Origin of the sequence: Pseudomonas sp. P8_241 (genome assembly GCF_034008315.1) — a bacterium.
GTDB lineage: Bacteria > Pseudomonadota > Gammaproteobacteria > Pseudomonadales > Pseudomonadaceae > Aquipseudomonas.
The window spans coordinates 4,502,595-4,519,647 of the sequence record NZ_CP125377.1; the positions used below are offsets into that span (position 1 = coordinate 4,502,595).

The 17,053-nt window shown below is 62.9% G+C and carries 16 protein-coding genes; all 16 read right to left on the reverse strand.

Annotation, left to right across the window (positions count from 1 at the left end):
• Positions 1-194: 194 nt before the first annotated feature.
• On the reverse strand, positions 195-1,235 hold the full coding sequence (locus QMK58_RS20255) for a Rieske 2Fe-2S domain-containing protein (protein WP_053159736.1): 1,041 nt from the start codon (positions 1,233-1,235) through the stop codon (positions 195-197).
• Positions 1,236-1,413: 178 nt separating this feature from the next.
• Positions 1,414-2,790, reverse strand: coding sequence for a DUF1329 domain-containing protein (locus QMK58_RS20260; protein ID WP_053159738.1), 1,377 nt, complete (start codon positions 2,788-2,790; stop codon positions 1,414-1,416).
• 101 nt (positions 2,791-2,891) lie between these two features.
• Positions 2,892-4,094 carry a helix-turn-helix transcriptional regulator gene (locus QMK58_RS20265; RefSeq protein WP_053159740.1) on the reverse strand — a complete coding sequence of 401 codons (1,203 nt, stop codon included), beginning with the start codon at positions 4,092-4,094 and terminating at the stop codon, positions 2,892-2,894.
• Between the two features lie 75 nt (positions 4,095-4,169).
• Positions 4,170-5,378 (reverse strand): acetyl-CoA C-acyltransferase, encoded by a 1,209-nt coding sequence (locus QMK58_RS20270; protein WP_053159742.1) that lies wholly within the window; start codon positions 5,376-5,378, stop codon positions 4,170-4,172.
• A 7-nt stretch (positions 5,379-5,385) separates the two neighbouring features.
• Entirely contained in the window at positions 5,386-5,856 is a 471-nt protein-coding gene (locus QMK58_RS20275; RefSeq protein WP_053159744.1) for a MaoC family dehydratase, read from the reverse strand.
• Positions 5,857-5,866: 10 nt separating this feature from the next.
• A complete protein-coding gene (locus QMK58_RS20280; RefSeq protein WP_156322336.1) occupies positions 5,867-6,652 on the reverse strand; it encodes an SDR family oxidoreductase in 786 nt (261 codons plus the stop codon).
• Positions 6,653-7,090: 438 nt separating this feature from the next.
• On the reverse strand, positions 7,091-7,969 hold the full coding sequence (locus QMK58_RS20285; protein WP_053159750.1) for an SDR family oxidoreductase: 879 nt from the start codon (positions 7,967-7,969) through the stop codon (positions 7,091-7,093).
• A gap of 60 nt (positions 7,970-8,029) precedes the next feature.
• The gene (locus QMK58_RS20290; RefSeq protein ID WP_320395320.1) at positions 8,030-9,181 is read right to left on the reverse strand and encodes an acetyl-CoA C-acetyltransferase; all 1,152 of its coding nucleotides are present in this window, start codon (positions 9,179-9,181) and stop codon (positions 8,030-8,032) included.
• A 3-nt stretch (positions 9,182-9,184) separates the two neighbouring features.
• Positions 9,185-10,243, reverse strand: coding sequence for an acyl-CoA dehydrogenase family protein (locus QMK58_RS20295; protein WP_053159754.1), 1,059 nt, complete (start codon positions 10,241-10,243; stop codon positions 9,185-9,187).
• 10 nt (positions 10,244-10,253) lie between these two features.
• Positions 10,254-11,417: an acyl-CoA dehydrogenase family protein gene (locus QMK58_RS20300; RefSeq protein ID WP_053159756.1), complete on the reverse strand. Its 1,164-nt coding sequence runs from the start codon at positions 11,415-11,417 to the stop codon at positions 10,254-10,256.
• A gap of 9 nt (positions 11,418-11,426) precedes the next feature.
• Positions 11,427-12,179: an enoyl-CoA hydratase family protein gene (locus QMK58_RS20305; protein ID WP_053159758.1), complete on the reverse strand. Its 753-nt coding sequence runs from the start codon at positions 12,177-12,179 to the stop codon at positions 11,427-11,429.
• The gene (locus tag QMK58_RS20310; protein WP_053159760.1) at positions 12,176-13,288 is read right to left on the reverse strand and encodes an NAD(P)H-dependent flavin oxidoreductase; all 1,113 of its coding nucleotides are present in this window, start codon (positions 13,286-13,288) and stop codon (positions 12,176-12,178) included. The genes QMK58_RS20305 and QMK58_RS20310 overlap by 4 nt, the downstream gene beginning before the upstream one ends.
• Positions 13,285-14,193, reverse strand: coding sequence for an enoyl-CoA hydratase (locus QMK58_RS20315; protein WP_053159762.1), 909 nt, complete (start codon positions 14,191-14,193; stop codon positions 13,285-13,287). The genes QMK58_RS20310 and QMK58_RS20315 overlap by 4 nt, the downstream gene beginning before the upstream one ends.
• A gap of 15 nt (positions 14,194-14,208) precedes the next feature.
• Positions 14,209-15,006: a ketoacid CoA transferase gene (locus QMK58_RS20320; protein WP_320395321.1), complete on the reverse strand. Its 798-nt coding sequence runs from the start codon at positions 15,004-15,006 to the stop codon at positions 14,209-14,211.
• Positions 15,007-15,018: 12 nt separating this feature from the next.
• Entirely contained in the window at positions 15,019-15,894 is an 876-nt protein-coding gene (locus tag QMK58_RS20325; RefSeq protein WP_320395322.1) for a CoA transferase subunit A, read from the reverse strand.
• 12 nt (positions 15,895-15,906) lie between these two features.
• Positions 15,907-16,797: a VOC family protein gene (locus tag QMK58_RS20330; RefSeq protein WP_053159768.1), complete on the reverse strand. Its 891-nt coding sequence runs from the start codon at positions 16,795-16,797 to the stop codon at positions 15,907-15,909.
• Positions 16,798-17,053 lie beyond the last annotated feature (256 nt).

A 17,053-nucleotide genomic window follows, 5' to 3' on the forward strand; every position in this document is an offset into this window, starting at 1 on the left:
CGGTCAACACCAGGAAAAACAGGACCAGCAAGGGAAAGAAATAGGCAAGAAGACTTTTTATTTTCATTGTCAGTGCTCTCATGACCTTTGAATCCGATCTGCTCTACTGCCATGACTTGCAAGGTGGCAGTGCGTCTGCGAGCGGCGCCTTCGAGTGACAATCGCTTATCGCTCGAAGACCCCTGGTTGCTCCGTCAGCGTTCGTCGACCGTAATGAACTCGCGACGCTCGGCCATGAATGCGGGCACGTCGTCCTCATTGGTGAAGAACTGCTCGTACCATTCGCGCAACTGGTAGACCGGGCCGTCGGTTTCTGCCAGCACCGGCTTGTCGATACGAATCTTGTGTTTCCAGATCACCACGTCTTGATAGAACGAATCGCGGTTGCCCTGGACATAGGCCTTGGCCACTTCCTGGTTCTGCTCTTCGGTCCAGCCCGGCACGCGCTTGACCATGCAACCAAAGCGCAGGTCGAAACTGTTCGGCGTCACCGGCACGTGGCTGTTGAGCAAAATGGCGTGGATGCGCACATCGCCGAACATCGAACTGATGTGCGTGAAGTGAGTGGCCGGGCCGTAGTAGGCCGATGGCGCGATCAGGTCGCCGCCCAGGCGCTCGGAGTCGCCATGGAAAATCTGGTGGCCGATATGCCCTTCGAAGACGTTGGCGAAATACTTGGTCGGCGTGCCGTGCACCGGCCCGAAGTGCTGGGCATCCACCAGGTTATCGACCAACTCCCGTGGGTTGGTTTCGATGTGCATGGTGTCGATGTTCCAGTCATGCACCCAGTCCGGATCGTCCATCTCTGGCAGGTGCGGAATGATCACGCCCTCTTTCGGCGGACGGCCTTCAGGGTTGTTCCAGACGAACAGCAGGTTGTTTTCCTCGCAGGTCAACCAGCTGCGGGTCTTGGCCTTGGGTGGAATGCGCTTGCAGTAAGGAATTTCCACGCACTTGCCGCCAGTGTCGTACTTCCAGTGATGGAACGGACACACCAGTTTGTCGTTCTCGATAGTGCCCTGGGACAGGTCGGCGCCCATGTGCGGGCAATAGGCATCCAGAATGCTGATGTGGCCCTGGCTGTCGGCGAAGGCCACCAGGCGGGTGCCGAAGACTTCCAGGGTATGGGGCTTGCCATCACGGTAATCGCTGGCATTGCCCAGGCAGTGCCAGCCGCGCGCGTAACGGTGGGTCCGCTGGGCGTTCTCGATATTGATTTCAGCGAGTTTGGTCATTGTTATTGTTCCTCGAATGCAGACTTCGGGGCAGGCAATGCCCCTAGGAAATACAGGGTGATCCCATGGCGAACATCATTGAGCAGTCGCGCAAGGTGAACATCCTTCAGTTGGACTAGATCAAATGCGATCCGCTCTCAATCGGCGCCCATGGCCCAACAGGCGCCGTGCTTGTCGGTTACTGGCCGAAACGCCGGGCGGCTTCCGGGCCGAAGTCCCGGGGACTGAAACCGGGTTTGTTCAACAGATAGCCGTTGCGCTGCTCGTTGATCAGGTTGAACGCCAGGTAACTGCCGGCATTGAGGTCGTAGTACAGGCCCACACCCGCTTGCTGGCGCTGGCTTTCATAGGCGTAGAAGTAGTTGACCATCGAGGTGCGCCACAGCTCGCCACGGTTGTCGTAGTTGTCGGCGAGCATCGGAAACCAGGTGTCCTCGTCGACATACAACTTGCGCTTGCCATACAAGTGGCGATAACCCGGTTTGAGCGTGCCTTCCAGTTCCCAGACCCGATGGCGCTCATAGCGCATGGCCTGGGGATTGATGTGGCCGGGGGTCAGCAGGTCGGCGTACTTGAGATTGGCCGCATGCAGGCGGTAGGTGTTGTAAGGGATGTACATCTCGCGCTTGCCGACGATCTTCCAGTCGTAGCGCTGGCCGGAACCGTTGAACAGGCGCACTTCGTCCACTGTGATCGAGCCACCGCTGCCGGGGAACGACATGTCGAAACCATAACCCGGCGACTGCCGCACGCGACGGGTGCCCGGGTCGTAACGCCAGGCCTGGCGCGGTTCGGTCTTGTCATTCCAGAACTCGGTGCCGGTATTGATCTCGCCCTTGTCCCGTTGCGGCAGCAGGGTTTCATTGAGATAGAACGACGAGTTGCCGCTGGTTTCGCCAATCTTGCCGGGCTCCAGCGACGGCGCCAGGTTGCGCGAATGCACGCGACCCCAGTTGATGTTGCCGTCCTTGAGCACATAGGCGTTATCCGAGACATATTCCTCGGTCCAGGCGCGCAAGGTAAACGTCGAAGCGTTTTTCAACAGTTCGAGGCCGCTGCGCGGTACCGGAAACGGTGTGCCGCCGGTCTTGCCGACCACCCCTTCGCCGTCATCCACCAGACGTGCCACGCTGGCATTTTCGCGGGTGGCCTGGCAGACCGCGTCGTTGTAACGGAAATCCCGATGCGAGGGATAGACCGGCATTTTGTAAGTGCCCGGGTACAGCTTGAACAGCGCTTTCTGGCCATCGGACAGGTAGTCGCTGTATTGCGCGATGTTCTGCGCGGTGATCACGAACAGCGGCTTTTCGTCCGGGTACGGATCCACCGGATGGTTGCCCGTGCCCTTGAAATCAACGTGGGGCGGTGCACCCAGCCACTTGCCGCTGAACGCTGGAATGCTGCCGTCGGCATTGCCGGCCTTTTCCGCGCCCAGGCACGTCAAGTCGTTGCCCAAGCGCGGGATGTCTTCCGGTGCGGCATGTACCGTGCCGACGGCACAGCATCCCAACAACAACGTCAACGCCCAGCCAGGGGTCTGATTACTGCCGGTCATTTTTATTCTCCTTGGATTCGACAACGGTTGCCCAGTATCGACAGCCCAGGAACCCGGCAGCATCGTCCGCACGGACTAACGCATTTTGCCGCAGCCGCGCCTCACAGCCGGACCGCAGCCGGCTGCGGCGCCCCCAGCGCCACCACGCTGTTGAGCATGATCCGCACCAGCTCGGTCTGGCGCCGTACGCCGGTCTTGGAAAAGATCGAACGCAGGTGCGCCCGCGCGGTGTTGCGGCGGATATTGAGCAGTTCCGAGGCTTCCTCCAACGACAGACCGTTGGCCAGTTCCAGGGCCAGTGCGGTTTCCGCCGGAGTCAGGTTGTACAGTTGCGACGTCAACACCGTACTCACCAGCGACTTGCTCACCGCATCGCGCACATACACCACCACCGTCGGCTTGCCGTTGCCTTCGAGCAGATCCCGGGAGGGAATCAACTCCACCACAACCCCCAGGCTGACCTGTCCGGAAGGACGGGAAATCGACGTCGCCTCGGCCACCTGCACGCCCCTGGCGGCGCCCTGCCTGGCACGCTGAAAGGCGTTGCGCACAAGCCGCGACAACTCGCGATTGTCACTGGGGTAGGTTGCCTCCAGCCGGCCGCCCACCACCTTGAGGCCGTCCTGACTGTCGAGAATCTCCCGGGCCACGGGATTGAGTTGCACCACGCTGCCGTTTTCATCAAGCACGATGGTCGCCACCGCGAGGCGGCTGATCGTCTGCGAATACAGACTGCCGAGGGACTCACTGCGGTCGAGCTGCGAATACATGTGCAAGGTCCGGCGCAGGTGCGGCAACAACATGGCGCACATGGCCCGCTCGGTGTCACTGAAAGCTGGCTGACCCTGTGGTCGATTGATCCGAAAGCGCACCGTGCCGCCATCCGGCATGCGGATATCGGCACCGAGCATGTGGTAGCAATCGTAGGGTTGGCAGTACAGCAGGTAAAACGCCGAACTGGCCCACTCGGCCTCGCTCATCAGTTCATCGATGGTGAACACGGTGTCGGTGGGCAAGCCTTCGAACAGGGTGGATTTGGCGTAGTAGGCATAATGGTTAATCCCGCCCTGCCCCAGTTCGACATCACCGGCAACCACCATCGGTGACAACAGCGGCTCGTCCTGGACCCGCAGGATCAGGGTAACGAAATTGGCCTTGAACAATGCGCGGATCTCGCGCAACGAGTCGCTCAGGCAGCGAGTATTCATCGCCGCTTCGTAGATGTTGCCGATAATCCGTTCGTACTCGGCCAGCTCCAGGCCCATTTGCGCCAGGACCTGTGCATTGGGCATGTGACTTTGCATAACCATTCCCCAGCAGCGGGCCCGACCAGCGGGCCCCCATGGATTGAATCGCGACGGCGCGGCGCTCCGCTCGCCTCACGGCAGTTCGAACAGTCCTGCGGCGCCCATGCCGCCACCGATGCACATGGCAATCACCACATAGCGCACACCGCGACGTCGACCTTCCAGCAAGGCGTGGCCGACCATCCGCGCACCGGACATGCCGAAGGGGTGCCCGATGGCAATCGCTCCGCCATTGACGTTCAGGCGATCCGCCGGGATCTGCAGTGCATCGCGGCAATGCAACACCTGGCTGGCGAAGGCCTCGTTGATCTCCCACAGACCGATGTCCGCTACCCCAAGGCCAAAGCGCTTGAGCAGCTTGGGAATCGCAATCACCGGGCCGATACCCATTTCCTCTGGCGCGCAGCCGCCCACGGCAATGCCGCGGTAGATGCCCAGCGGTGTCAATCCGCGGCGCTTGGCCTCGGCGCGGCTCATCAGCAGGCTGGCCGCGGCGCCGTCGGAGAATTGCGAGGCGTTGCCGGCGGTGACGAACTCGCCCTGTGCGACCCATTTGCCGTCCTTCCACACCGGTTTCAATCCGGCCAGGTCTTCCAGGCGCGTATTGGGCCGGTTGCACTCGTCACGCAGGACCTGCACGCGTTCATGGCCATTGGGCTGGCCATCGGCGGCAAACAGCAGCTTGTCGACGCTCAGGCCGACGATTTCGTCGTCGAACAGTCCGTCGCGCTGGGCGGCAGCGGTGCGCAGTTGGCTTTGCAGCGAATACTCATCCTGGGCGGCGCGGCTGATGCCATAGCGGCGCGAGACGATTTCGGCGGTTTCGATCATCGGGATATAGGCGCTGGGCATCACCTGCAGCACGGCTTCGGACTGCGCGCGGAAGCTGTTCTTGTGTTTGGTCTGGGTCAGCGACAGCGACTCCACGCCGCCGCCGATGGCGATGCTCATCTCGCCGGTCATGATGCCCTTGGCCGCCACGCCGATACTCATCAGGCCCGAGGCGCACATCCGGTCCAGGGCCATGCCCGCCACGCTGTCCGGCAAACCGCCGGTGTAGGCGCAGAGTCGACCGATGTTGTAGGCCTGGGTGCCCTGCTGCACCGCTGCGCCCATGATCACATCCTCGACGTCAGCCGGCTCGATGCCGGCGCGCTCGACCACCGCGCGCACCACATGGCCGCCCAGCACCGGGGCCTCGGTATCGTTGAACGATCCGCGAAACGACTTGGCCAACGCGGTACGGGCGGTGGCGACGATGACAACTTCATTCAGGTCCATGGGGAACTCACTCGGAAATGGGGTTGAAGGTGTAGCGGCTGATGGTGTCGATCACGCAGCCCGGGCGCGCCTGGCCCTCGACTTCCATGGTCATGCGCACCACCAGTTGCACGGCGTCGCCCAGTGTTTCGCAGCGGATGATCTGGCCGCTGCCGCGCACTCGCGAATCGACCTTGACCGGTGCCGGGAAGCGCACCCGGTCGCTGCCGTAGTTGACGCCCATGGCCATGTTTTCAATGGTCATCAGCTGCGGCATGAACAGATTGGCCAGGGACTGGGTCAGGTAACCGTGGGCAATGCAGGCGCCAAACGGACCGCTGGCGGCGCGCACCGGATCGACATGAATCCACTGGTGATCACTGGTGGCTTCGGCGAACAGATCGATGCGTTGCTGGTCGATGGTCACCCATTCGGTATGGCCCAGGTCCAGGCCCTCGGCCGCCAGCAAGGCCTGGGCACTGCTGAAAACGTGACTCATGAGCGAGCCCTCACGCTTGTTGGGAACTGACGGACAGCACTTCGCCGACCATGTAGGAGGCATAGTCACTGGCCAGGAACATCATCACGTTGGCCACTTCCCAGACTTCAGCGGCGCGACCGAACGCCTCGCGCCCGGCGAGGCTTTCGAGCAACTCTTCGCTGGAGGCTTTCTTGAGGAAATCGTGCAGCGCAATCGAGGGCGATACCGCGTTGATGCGCACGCCGAACTCGGCGGCTTCCAGTGCGCTGCAGCGGGTCAGCGCCATCACCCCGGCCTTGGCGGCGGCGTAATGGGCCTGTTCCTTCTGGGCCCGCCAACCGAGCACCGAGGCGTTGTTGACGATGGCCCCGGCGCCGCGACGCTGCATGTGCGGCAGCATCGCCCGGGTCATGCGGAAGGTGCCGGTCAAGGTCACATCCAGCACCCGCAGCCACTCTTCGTCGCTCATCTCAACCACGCGCTTTTGACCACCCAAGCCCGCGTTGTTGATCAGCACATCGACCCCGCCCAACGCCTCTTCGGCGGCAGCCACCAGGGCCTGGACTTCGTCTTCGACGGTGACATTGCACAGCTGGCCATAAATCGCCTGCAAACCGGTCTCGGCCTTGAGGCGCTCCACCGCCTCTTCGAGGCGCCGCGCATGCACATCGGAAATCATCAGCGCCCGACAGCCTTCCTCAGCACTGCGGCGAGCCGCCGAATAACCGATACCGGCACCGGCAGCAGCGGTAATCAACACCGACTTGCCGGCCAGCAATTGATGGCCGGGAACATAAGGGGGGGCTTGTTTCACAGCGTCTACCTCCGAAGAAATCAATACGCTGTAGTTGTACGGAGGGAGCGATGCCGGCGCATCGTCAAAATGGGGTATGAAGGTGGAGAAGGATGACGTGGCGCAACAGCAAGATCTTTTGCTTTGGCTTTTGATCTTCCTGCCCCATCGAGAGGCTTCGATTCTGCGCAGTGGGTCTTGTAGGAGCGAGCTTGCTCGCGAAAAACCTGAGAGCACCGCGGGGTGTCAGGATTCCCGCGTCATCGTTGGCCTCCATCGCGAGCAAGCTCGCTCCTACAGGCTTTTCCAAGTGACCCGCTGTAAGAGCGGAACCGTAAGTGGCCGTTACCGCAGGAATGGATATTTACTCGGTCAAAATCCAGGTCGGCTGTCAGGCCGCCATCGCTGGCAAGCCAGCTCCTACAGTAGATCGAGTGAATCCGCGAGTGAGGCTGGGCGTCAACTCCCCCAGACTTTCTGCGCCTTGGGCGCCTCGGCGAGGATTGCGTCCACTGCCGCGCCGATTTCTTCAACCTGCCACATCGCGCCCTTGTCACGGGTGATGCCGGTGCGCCAGCCGTCGCCGAGGGAGATTCGCCCGCCCTGGCTTTCGAAGATCTGGCCGCTGACGTGGGCCGATGCCGGACTGCCCAACCACACCACCAACGGCGCAACGTTTTCGGCGGCCCAGGCGTCGAAGCTGCCGTCCTCGGGTTTTTTCACCATGTCGGGCATGGCGCTCTCGGTCATCGAGGTGCGTGCGGCCGGTGCCAGCGCGTTGGCGGTGACGCCGTAGCGGGCCAGTTCCGCCGCTTGCACCAGAGTCAGCGCAGCGATGCCGCCCTTGGCCGCCGAATAGTTCGACTGCCCCACCGAACCCTGCAGGCCGGCGCCGGAGCTGGTGTTGATGATCCGCGCGTCGACCGGCGTACCGGCCTTGGCCAGGTCGCGCCAGCGGCGGCCGAGGATGTTGGCCAGGCAGTAATGGCCCTTGAGGTGGACGCGCATGACCATGTCCCAGTCCTCTTCACTGAGGCTGATGAACATTCGGTCGCGCAAGACCCCGGCGTTGTTGATCAGCACATGCACTTCACCGAACGCCGCCAATGCCGCATCGACGATGTGCTGCGCGGTGGCCAGGGTGGTGATGTCGTCGCTGTTGGCAATCGCCTGGCCACCGTTGGCACGGATCTCCCCCGCCACGTCTTCTGCGGCCTCGGCGCGAATATCGTTGACCAGCACATTGGCCCCTTGCGCGGCGAACGCCAAGGCGTAGGCGCGCCCCAGGCCGCCGCCGGCCCCGGTGATGATCACGGTGCGGTCTGCACACATAGCCATGTTTGACTCCTTGAAAGATTGGCTGGCCGCACGCCCGAAGCGGCGGCCTCGCATAAAAAATTACAGACGTTCGATGATGGTCACGTTGGCCTGGCCGCCGCCTTCACACATGGTTTGCAGGCCGTAGCGACCACCGCTGCATTCGAGTTCGTTGAGCAGCGTGGTCATGAGCCGGGCGCCGGTTGCCCCCAACGGATGGCCGAGGGCAATCGCGCCGCCGTTGACGTTGGTGCGTGCCGGGTCGTAATCCAGTTCCTTGGCCCAGGCCATGACCACCGAGGCAAAAGCTTCGTTGATCTCCACGCGGTCGATGTCGGCCATGCTCAGGCCGCTCTTGGCCAAGGCTCGGCGGGTGGCGGCAATCGGAGCGGTGAGGTGCCAGATCGGATCGTCACCAAGCACCGTCAAGTGATGAATCCGCGCCCGTGGCGTCAGGTCGTAACGCTTGAGTGCCGCTTCGGACACCACCAGCAGCGCCGCCGAGGCGTCGCAGGTCTGGCTGGACACGGCAGCGGTGATCGACGGGAACTGCGGGTCCACCGGCTGCAATTCGGCCATCTTCGCCAGGCTGCTGTGACGCGGCGTTTCATCCACCGCCAGGCCCTGACAGCTGACGATTTCCCGGGCAAAGCGCCCACTGGCGATGGCCGCCAGGGCGCGTTCGTGGCTTTGCAAAGCAAAGGCTTCCATTTGCTCGCGGCTGATCTGCCAGTGATCGGCAATCCGTTGCGCGGCATAAAACTGGTTCACCGGCTGCTGGCCGAATCGTGCGCGCCAGCCAACGCTGCCCGAGAACGGATCGGCAAAGCCCAGAGGCTGGCCGGCGAGCATCGCCGAGGAGATGGGGATCCGGGTCATGGTCTGCACCCCGCCCACCGCCACCACATCCTGGGTGCCGCTCATCACCGCCTGCGCGGCAAAGTGCAGCGCCTGTTGCGACGAACCGCACTGGCGATCGACTGTGGTGCCAGGCACGGTCAGCGGCAAGCCGGCGGCCAGCCAACTGGTGCGGGCAATGTCGCCGGCCTGGGAGCCGATGGTGTCGACGCAACCGAATATCACGTCGTCGTAGTCTTCAGCCGGGATCACATTGCGCTCCACCAGCGCCTTGAGCACATGGGCGCCCAGGTCAATCGCGTGGATCTCGCTCAATGCGCCCTTGCGCTTGCCGGTGGGGCTGCGCAGTGCATCAACAATGTAGGCCTGTGCCATGACTCAATCCTCGAAAGTATGCCCCGGCGCAAGGCCGGTGGCGTCGGCGAACAGGTAGTCGCTGACACGGGTTTTGTGAAAGCCGCGGTCGCCCCAGGACGCATCGAGAGCCCAGGTGCGCTTCATGAACATCTGCAAATCGACTTCCCAGGTGTACCCCATCGCACCGTGCACCTGGATGCCTTTGCGCGCTGCGATCCAGCTCGCCTCATTGGCTGCCAGGCGCGCTTGCGAAACCCGCACGCCCGCGTTGACATCACCCCGGGCCAGCGCATGGGCGGCGCGGTACAGCACCGGTTTTGCCTGTTCGATGTAACGGGCCACATCGGCCAGGTGATGCTTGACCGCCTGGAAACTGCCGATCGGCTTGCCGAACTGTTTGCGCTGGGCCACGTAATCCACCGACAGGTCGAGCATGCGCTGCGCCAACCCCAGCAGTTGCCCGGCCACCGACAGCGCCCCCCGATCCAGCAGGCGTTCCTGCAAGGCGCGGCCCTGTTCGCCCTTGGCAATGCAGGTCGCCGACGACGGCGTCCAGGTCACTTGGCCCAGGCGCCGCGAGGCATCGATACTCAGGTGGTTGTCCACTTCGACTTCGGCGCGCGACACCACATGGATCTCATCGCCGTGAGTAAGGATCAATACTTCGGCCAGTTGTGCGTCGCTGACCAGGGCATTGACCGGATGACTGATCGCCATGCGCAAGCTGCCGTCGGCTATCAGTGGCAACAGATCGGCACGGGCCGGATGCTGCGCAGGCAGGTCGGCGAGCAAGCCGGTGGCGACATAGGCGGTGTCGGCGAGGGAGTCGGGAATCGCGTAGTAGCCCAGCTCCTGGGTCATCAGCGCCCAGGCCACATCGTCCATGCCCAGGCCGCCTTCGGCCTCGGGCACCGACAAGGCGGTCAAGCCCTGCTCGGCGATCTTGTTGCGCAGCTCCCGGGAGCGCCCGGCATCGGTTTCCCAGATTTCCCGGAGCATTTCCGGGGCAGCTTCGGTCATCAGGAAACGACCGATGGCTTCGCGGAACGCCAACTGGTCATCGTTAAAAGTGAAGTCCATGGGCGGTTCCTTATTTCGGCAAACCGAGCATGCGCTCGGCGATGATGTTGCGCTGGATTTCGTTGGTGCCGGCGTAGATCGGCCCGGACTGGGCAAACAGGAAGCCCTCCAGCCAGCCCGCCGCATCGCCCGCTTCCGCGCCCTTTGCCACCAGCTCGCCGCGTGTGCCGAGAATGCGCATGGCGGTCTCGTGCATCTTCAGGTCGAGCTCCGACCAAATGATCTTGTTGATGCTCGATTCGGCGCCGATCTGCTCGCCCCGGCTCAAACGTCCCACCGTGTAATAGGCCGACATCGCATAGGCCTCGGCGCACATCCAGGTGTCCAGCACGGCATCGCGCAGGCCAGGGTCACGGTCGGCACTGACGCGGTGGGCCTTGTACAATTCAACCAGTTTGCGTGCCGTGCACTGGAAGCGCGCTGGTGACCGCAGCAGCAGACCACGCTCGAAGCCGGCGGTCGCCATTGCTACGTGCCAGCCCTGCCCCTGGGCACCGATGAGGTTGTTCACGGGGACCCGGACGTCATCGAAAAACACCTCGGCGAAGGACTCTTTGCCGTTGAGTGCCTTGATCGGGCGAATGCTCACCCCTGGCGTATTGAGCGGCACCATGATGAACGACAGGCCGTGATGACGAGCCGAACCCGGCTCGCTGCGGAACAGGCCAAACAGCCAGTCGGCGAAGTTGGCCCGGCTTGACCAGGTCTTCTGCCCGTTGATCACGTAATGGTCGCCGTCGAGCACCGCCTTGCTGGTGATCGCCGCCATGTCGGAACCGGCGTTGGGCTCCGACCAGCCTTGCGCCCACATGTCCAGGCTTTCGGCCATGCGTGGCAAGAAGCGCTGCTTCTGCTCCTCGGTGCCAAACTCCATCAACGTCGGGCCCAGCAACAGTTGGCCGTTCTGGTTGATGCGCATCGGTGCACCGGCGCCGTAATACTCTTCCTCGAAGATCAGCCACTCGATCAAGTCGCTGCCGCGACCGCCCAGTTCGGCGGGCCACATCACCATCGACCAGCGGCTTTCGAACAGCTTGGCCTCCCAGGCGCGGTGCTGTTCAAAACCTTCGCGACTGTCGTAGCTGGCAAAGGGCTCACTTGGCAGATTGGCCGCCAGCCAGGCCCGGACTTCGGCGCGAAAGGCGTTTTGCTTGGGGGTATATGTCAGGTCCATGGCGTGATCTCAGAACTTGGCGTCGCGTTTTTCGACGAAGGCCCGGCGCGTTTCCGCGGAGTCCGGGCTGCTATAGGCCTGCATGGTGAAGCCCTGCTCCCAGCGGTATTTGTCTTCCAGGTTGCCGTCTTCGATGCCGTTCAAGGCTTCCTTGGCAATGCGGATCATGCCGGGGCTTTTTTCGGCGATCTTCGCCGCGATGCCCAGGGCGGTTTCACGCAGTTGGTCCTTGGGCACGATGCGCTCGATAAAGCCGTATTGCAGGGCATCCGGTGCACTGATGCTGTCGCCGGTAAAGAACAGGTAGCGGACCTTTTGCACCGGGAACAGGCGCTGCAGATGCGCACCGCCGCCCATGGCGCCACGGTCGACTTCCGGCAGGGCGAAGGTCGCGCAGTCGGAGGCAACGACGATGTCCGCCGCTCCGGTGATGCCGATGCCACCACCCAGGACAAACCCGTGCACCGCGACAATCACCGGCACCGGATTGCGGTGCACGGCCTTGAAGGTGGCGTAGTTGCCAGCGTTGACCTCGATGATCCGCTCCGGATGCTTGTCCAGTTCCTTGATATCGACACCGGCGCAAAAGCCCCGGCCTTCGGCACGGATCACAATCACCCGCACCTCGGGATTGGCGCCGAGGGTTTCGATCTGTTGCGCCAGAGCGAGCCATTCCTGGCTATCGAGGGCATTGACCGGTGGTTTGGCGATCACCAGTTCAGCGATCCCCTGATTGAGTTGTGTGGTAAATGCCTGGTTCACAGGGGCTCTCCAATACTGACGGGTTGGTTCGAGGGATGGGTCTGGCTGCGTGTCAGGAGCGCGTCCAGGCATTGCTGGGCCTCACTGGCGATGCCTTCGATGACTTCACGACAACTGAGCAATTCACCGATGGCCGCCGCCACCTGGCCGCTGGACAGGATCCCCTCGTCCGGGGCGCCATCGACCATCGAGCGCTGCAACAACACCGGCTGGTTGGCGGCCATCACCACTTGCGACAGTTGCGAGGGGTCTTCACGCAATGCCCGGAAAAATACCGAGGCCATGTGCCCCAGGCTCATGCCGGTTTGCTGCTTCCACTGCCAGGCGCTGCCCAGGGCAATGCGCAGGCGACCGAAGGCGCCCGCCTGCTCCAGACGATTGATGAAGCGGTTTTCGATCATGCGGTGGCGCATGCCATCGACCGCGGTGGTCACGCGCACCTGCTGCGGATCGTTGACCTTCAAGTAATGTTCCAGTGTCGCGGCCGGCGTCGGCGATTCGCGGGTCATCAGAAATCGCGTGCCCATGGCGATGCCGACACCACCGGCAGCCAGCACCGAGGCCAGCCCTCGGCCAGTGGAATATCCTCCGGCGGCGATCACCGGCACCTTGACCGCCGCCAGCACCTGGGGCAGCAGGATCGAGCTGGGCACACCGCCGGTATGGCCGCCGCCCTCGCCGCCCTGGATGGTGATCAGGTCGGCGCCCAACTCCACCGCCTTGAGCGCATGCTTCAAGGCGCCGACGGTGGGAATGCACAACACCTTGGCTGCCTTGAAGCGGGCGATCGTTTGTTTGTCGGGGCCGCGTCCGTAGCTCACGGCGCGCAAGCGGTACTTGATCGCCAGGTCGACGCACTGCGCGGCGTTGTCCTGGAACATATGGAAATTGAGCCCGAAATTGCTGCCGCCGGTGGCATCGATGACCTTGCGGATCTCACCTTCCAGCGCATCGGCCGTAATGGTCGCACCGGCCAGGAAACCGAAGCCCCCTGCCTGTGTCGTGGCGATCACCAGGTTGGCGTCGGCGACCCAGCCCATGGCGGTTTGCACAATCGGGTAACGGCAACCGAGGGCCTCGGTCAGCGGCGTCTCGAGCCAGCGGTTCATTGGTTTTTTTCCTCGGCCTGCTTGTTGGCCCGCGCCATGCCCTTGGCGTCGAAACCACCGAGTTTGTCGCCGGACAACAGCTCGTTATGGGCATGGGCAAAGTGGTGCCAGGCGAACACGGCATCCATTGCCGTGCGCTTGCCTTGCAGGTCCTCGACGTGGTTGATCGCCTGCTTGGTCAGGGCCAGGCCCATGCGTGGCTGGCGGGCGATACCGGCGGCCAGGGCATAGGTCGTCGACTCCAGTTCCTCGCGTGATACCAGACGGTTGACCATGCCCACCTGCCAGGCCCGGTTGGCGCTCATGCGGTCACCGGTGAACAGGAATTCCTTGGCGATGCGCGGGTTCATTTCATAGGGATGGGCAAAATACTCCACCCCCGGAATGCCCATGCGCACCACCGGGTCCTGGAAGAAGGCGTCGTCGCTGGCGACGATCAGATCGCACACCCAGGCCAGCATCAGCCCTCCCGCGACACACGCGCCATGGACCATGGCGATGGTCGGCTTGGGCAATTCACGCCAGCGTCGGCACATGCCCAGGTACACCTCCTGCTCGCGGGCGTACAGCTGCTCGCCACCAGGTTTATTGGTGTGATCCCACCACAGGTGCGCGCGCTCGAACGGCTTGTCGATATCACGCCCCGGGGTGCCGATATCGTGGCCCGCCGAGAAATGCTTGCCGTTGCCGCGCAGGACGATGACCTTGACGCTGTCGTCATTCACCGCCTGGCGAAAGCAGGCATCCAGGGCATAGGTCATCTGCGAGTTTTGCGCGTTGTTGAAGGTCGGCCGGTTCAGCGTCAGCGTGGCGATGCCCTCGGCCACGCTGTACAGCACCGGGGTGTCCGTCTCGTAGACGGCGTTGTCCTGGCGGACGATGAATTCACTGTCGCTGCTGTGCATGCTCGCCTCCTCGTCTCAGACCGTACGGATGCCGGGCGGGTTGCCCTTGATCGCGGTGGCTCGGTAATCATGGGGGTCGAGTCGGCGGATCAGGGCCAACTGCTCAGGGGTGGGGTGCACGGTTTCGTGCAACTGTGCGGACTTGAGCAACGGGAAACCGGTGTTTTCCTGGACCCGCTCGAAACTCACGCCGGGGTGCAACGAACGCACCTGCACCGCACGCTCAGGGCCATTGAAATCCATGACGCACAGGTCGCTGACCACGCAATGGATGTCCATCAAGTCACGACGTGCGCCCTCGGGCCAGCGCTCGGCCTTGAAGCCGACACCGGACACCATGTCCACTTCGCCGCTGACGAACACGCGGGTGTTGTGGCTGGGCACAAAGAACGAGTTGAGGTGGTTGATGCTGTTGCCGGGCAAGCCGCGCACGCCAAGGATCGCGGTCCTGGGCTTTTGATAGTCGCCCACGCAGGACAAGTTGGTCTGGCCCCAGCGGTCGATCTGGGTCGGGCCGATCATCGCGTGACGGCGACCGCCCCAGACGCACTCGAAGACCCGCTCAAAGGACATGTAACCCGAGTAACGCGGCACATAGTCGCCACGCGGGCCCAGCGGGATCGGTTCTTCGACCAGGAACGCCTCGCTGTCGGTCATCAGCAGTTCCGGGCTGTGGGTCAGTTTGGCCAGGCTGGCGCCCAGGCGCGGGATCACGCCCAGACCTGAGGCGATCAGCTCGCCATTGCCGCGCCAGGCCTCGGAGGCCGCGACGATCATCAGTTCAGCGAGGGTGAAATCACAGGTTGCAGACATAGTCGCTAATCCTCAGAACACGGGAAGGGGCAAGACGCCCATGGATTCGGCACCGCCGTTCTGTGCCTGATAGGCCTGCTCGCCACCGGCGACGTAGGTCTGCACATAGTCCTGCCAGCCGTTGTCCGCCTGGCTGCTGGCGACATAGGTTTTCAGGTGCTTGAGGTCCCAGCCGTAGTCGGGAGCGCAGAGTGTCGGATGCGCACCGAGGGGGGCGTGCACCACACCGGTCACCAGATAGCGTTCAAAGGTATTGAAGCGGGCCTGATCGGCAGTCAGTTCCAGGCGCTCTTCAAGACGTTCGCAGGAGACAAAGCACTGCTTGGCGGCGCGAGCGAACAGGTGATCGAAATAAGGGTCCGGCCCGGTCATCAGGCAATTGCCCAGGCGGTCGGCGACGTTGGCATGCAGGAACGCCACGTCGAGGTTGAGGGCCGGCATCGCCAGCAGCACCTCTCCATCGGCATAGGGCGACTGGATGGTCTTGATTTCAGGATTGAGCCGCGTCACATCAGTGGCCAGGCCACAACGGGTCGGCAGGAACGGCAAGCGCATGCCGGCGGCGCGCAGGCCCCACTGGAACATGCCTTCGTCGAGCTCCATCAGCTCCAGTTCGCCGGCTTCGCGGGCCTTGCGGTAGTAGGGTTCCAGCGGAATGGCATCAAGGGTGGCGAAACCGAACACCAGCTTCTTGACCTTGCCGGCGGCGCAAAGCATGCCGACTTCAGGGCCGCCGTAGGCGACCACGGTCAGGTCCTTGACCGGTGAGCGCAGGATCTCGCGCACGATGGCCATCGGCTTGCGCCGCGGACCCCAGCCGCCGAAACCGATGGTCATGCCATCGCGCAGTTGAGCGACCGCATCGGCCGCTGTCAGTTGTTTGTTCATGATGATTTTTCCTTACTGTTGGCCGACCGAAAAGTCGTGCCCCCAAATGCTCACGCGAGTGAATTCGAATGCCGAGTGCTCGGCCCAGTCGACCTGCAATCCGCCAAAGCCGTATTCCAGATCGAAACCGGACGGCGTCTTCATGTAGAAACTGGTCATGCGATCGTTCAGGTGCTGTCCGAGGGTGGCCGAGAGGGTCACGTCATGGGCGTGCAAACGGTCATGGGCACGACCGACTTCGGTCATCGAATCGACCTCCACCATCACGTGCACGCAACCTGACGGCACCGGGTACTCGGCCAGGGCCAGACTGTGGTGGCGGGCGTTCTGGCAATGCAGGAAGTGAATGCGGATAGGCGGCGCCGACGGGTCGGGGCGGAAGTTGAAAATGTCCGACAGCTTGAAGCCCAGCACATCCTTGGCGAAAGCCAGAGTGGCGTCGAAATTCGGTGCCGGCAGCACCGTGTGGCCCAGCCCCATGTCGCCAGTGATGAAACGCGGCACGCCTTGAGGCGAAACAAACGGCAGACAGTCGGAGCGGTGGCCCCAGCTCAGTTCATGGCAGTTGCCGGAGGGATCGGTGACCTTGACCAGCGCCTGTACGCCGCGCTGGTCGATCTCGGCGGCAGAGCCCGGCTGCCATTCGATGCCGGCCGCGCTCAGGTGCTCGAGTGCGGCCCGGAATGCCGGCTCGTTGGCCAGCTCCCAACCGGACGCCAGATAGCGCGCCTCGCTGCCTTCGACGATCAGCATGCGAAACGGACGCTCGTCCATTTTCACGTACAAGCCACCGCCCGGCGCTGACTGTACCTGCATGCCCAGCACGTCTTCGGCGTAACGCTGCCAATGGCTGAGGTTTTCGATCTGCGAGACGAAATAGCTCAAACCGCGAATGTCGATCATGCCTGGGTCCTCGTTGGCTGAATGGCTTACGTGGCAGGCATTGTGCTAAGCGCCACCTTGCACTTCATCGTCCGTTGAGACTAAGCACCCTGCTGGAGCCCGACTTGCCGGCGAAGGTGACTTCAAGAACGCCTTCGCCGGCAAGCCGGGCTCCTACAGCGCGAAGCCCCGATGACGTGGTGCCCTAGTCCGTTTTAATGATTCGAGCACCGTTGCCAACGCCTCAGACTGGCGCATCCATCCGCTTTGCAGAGAC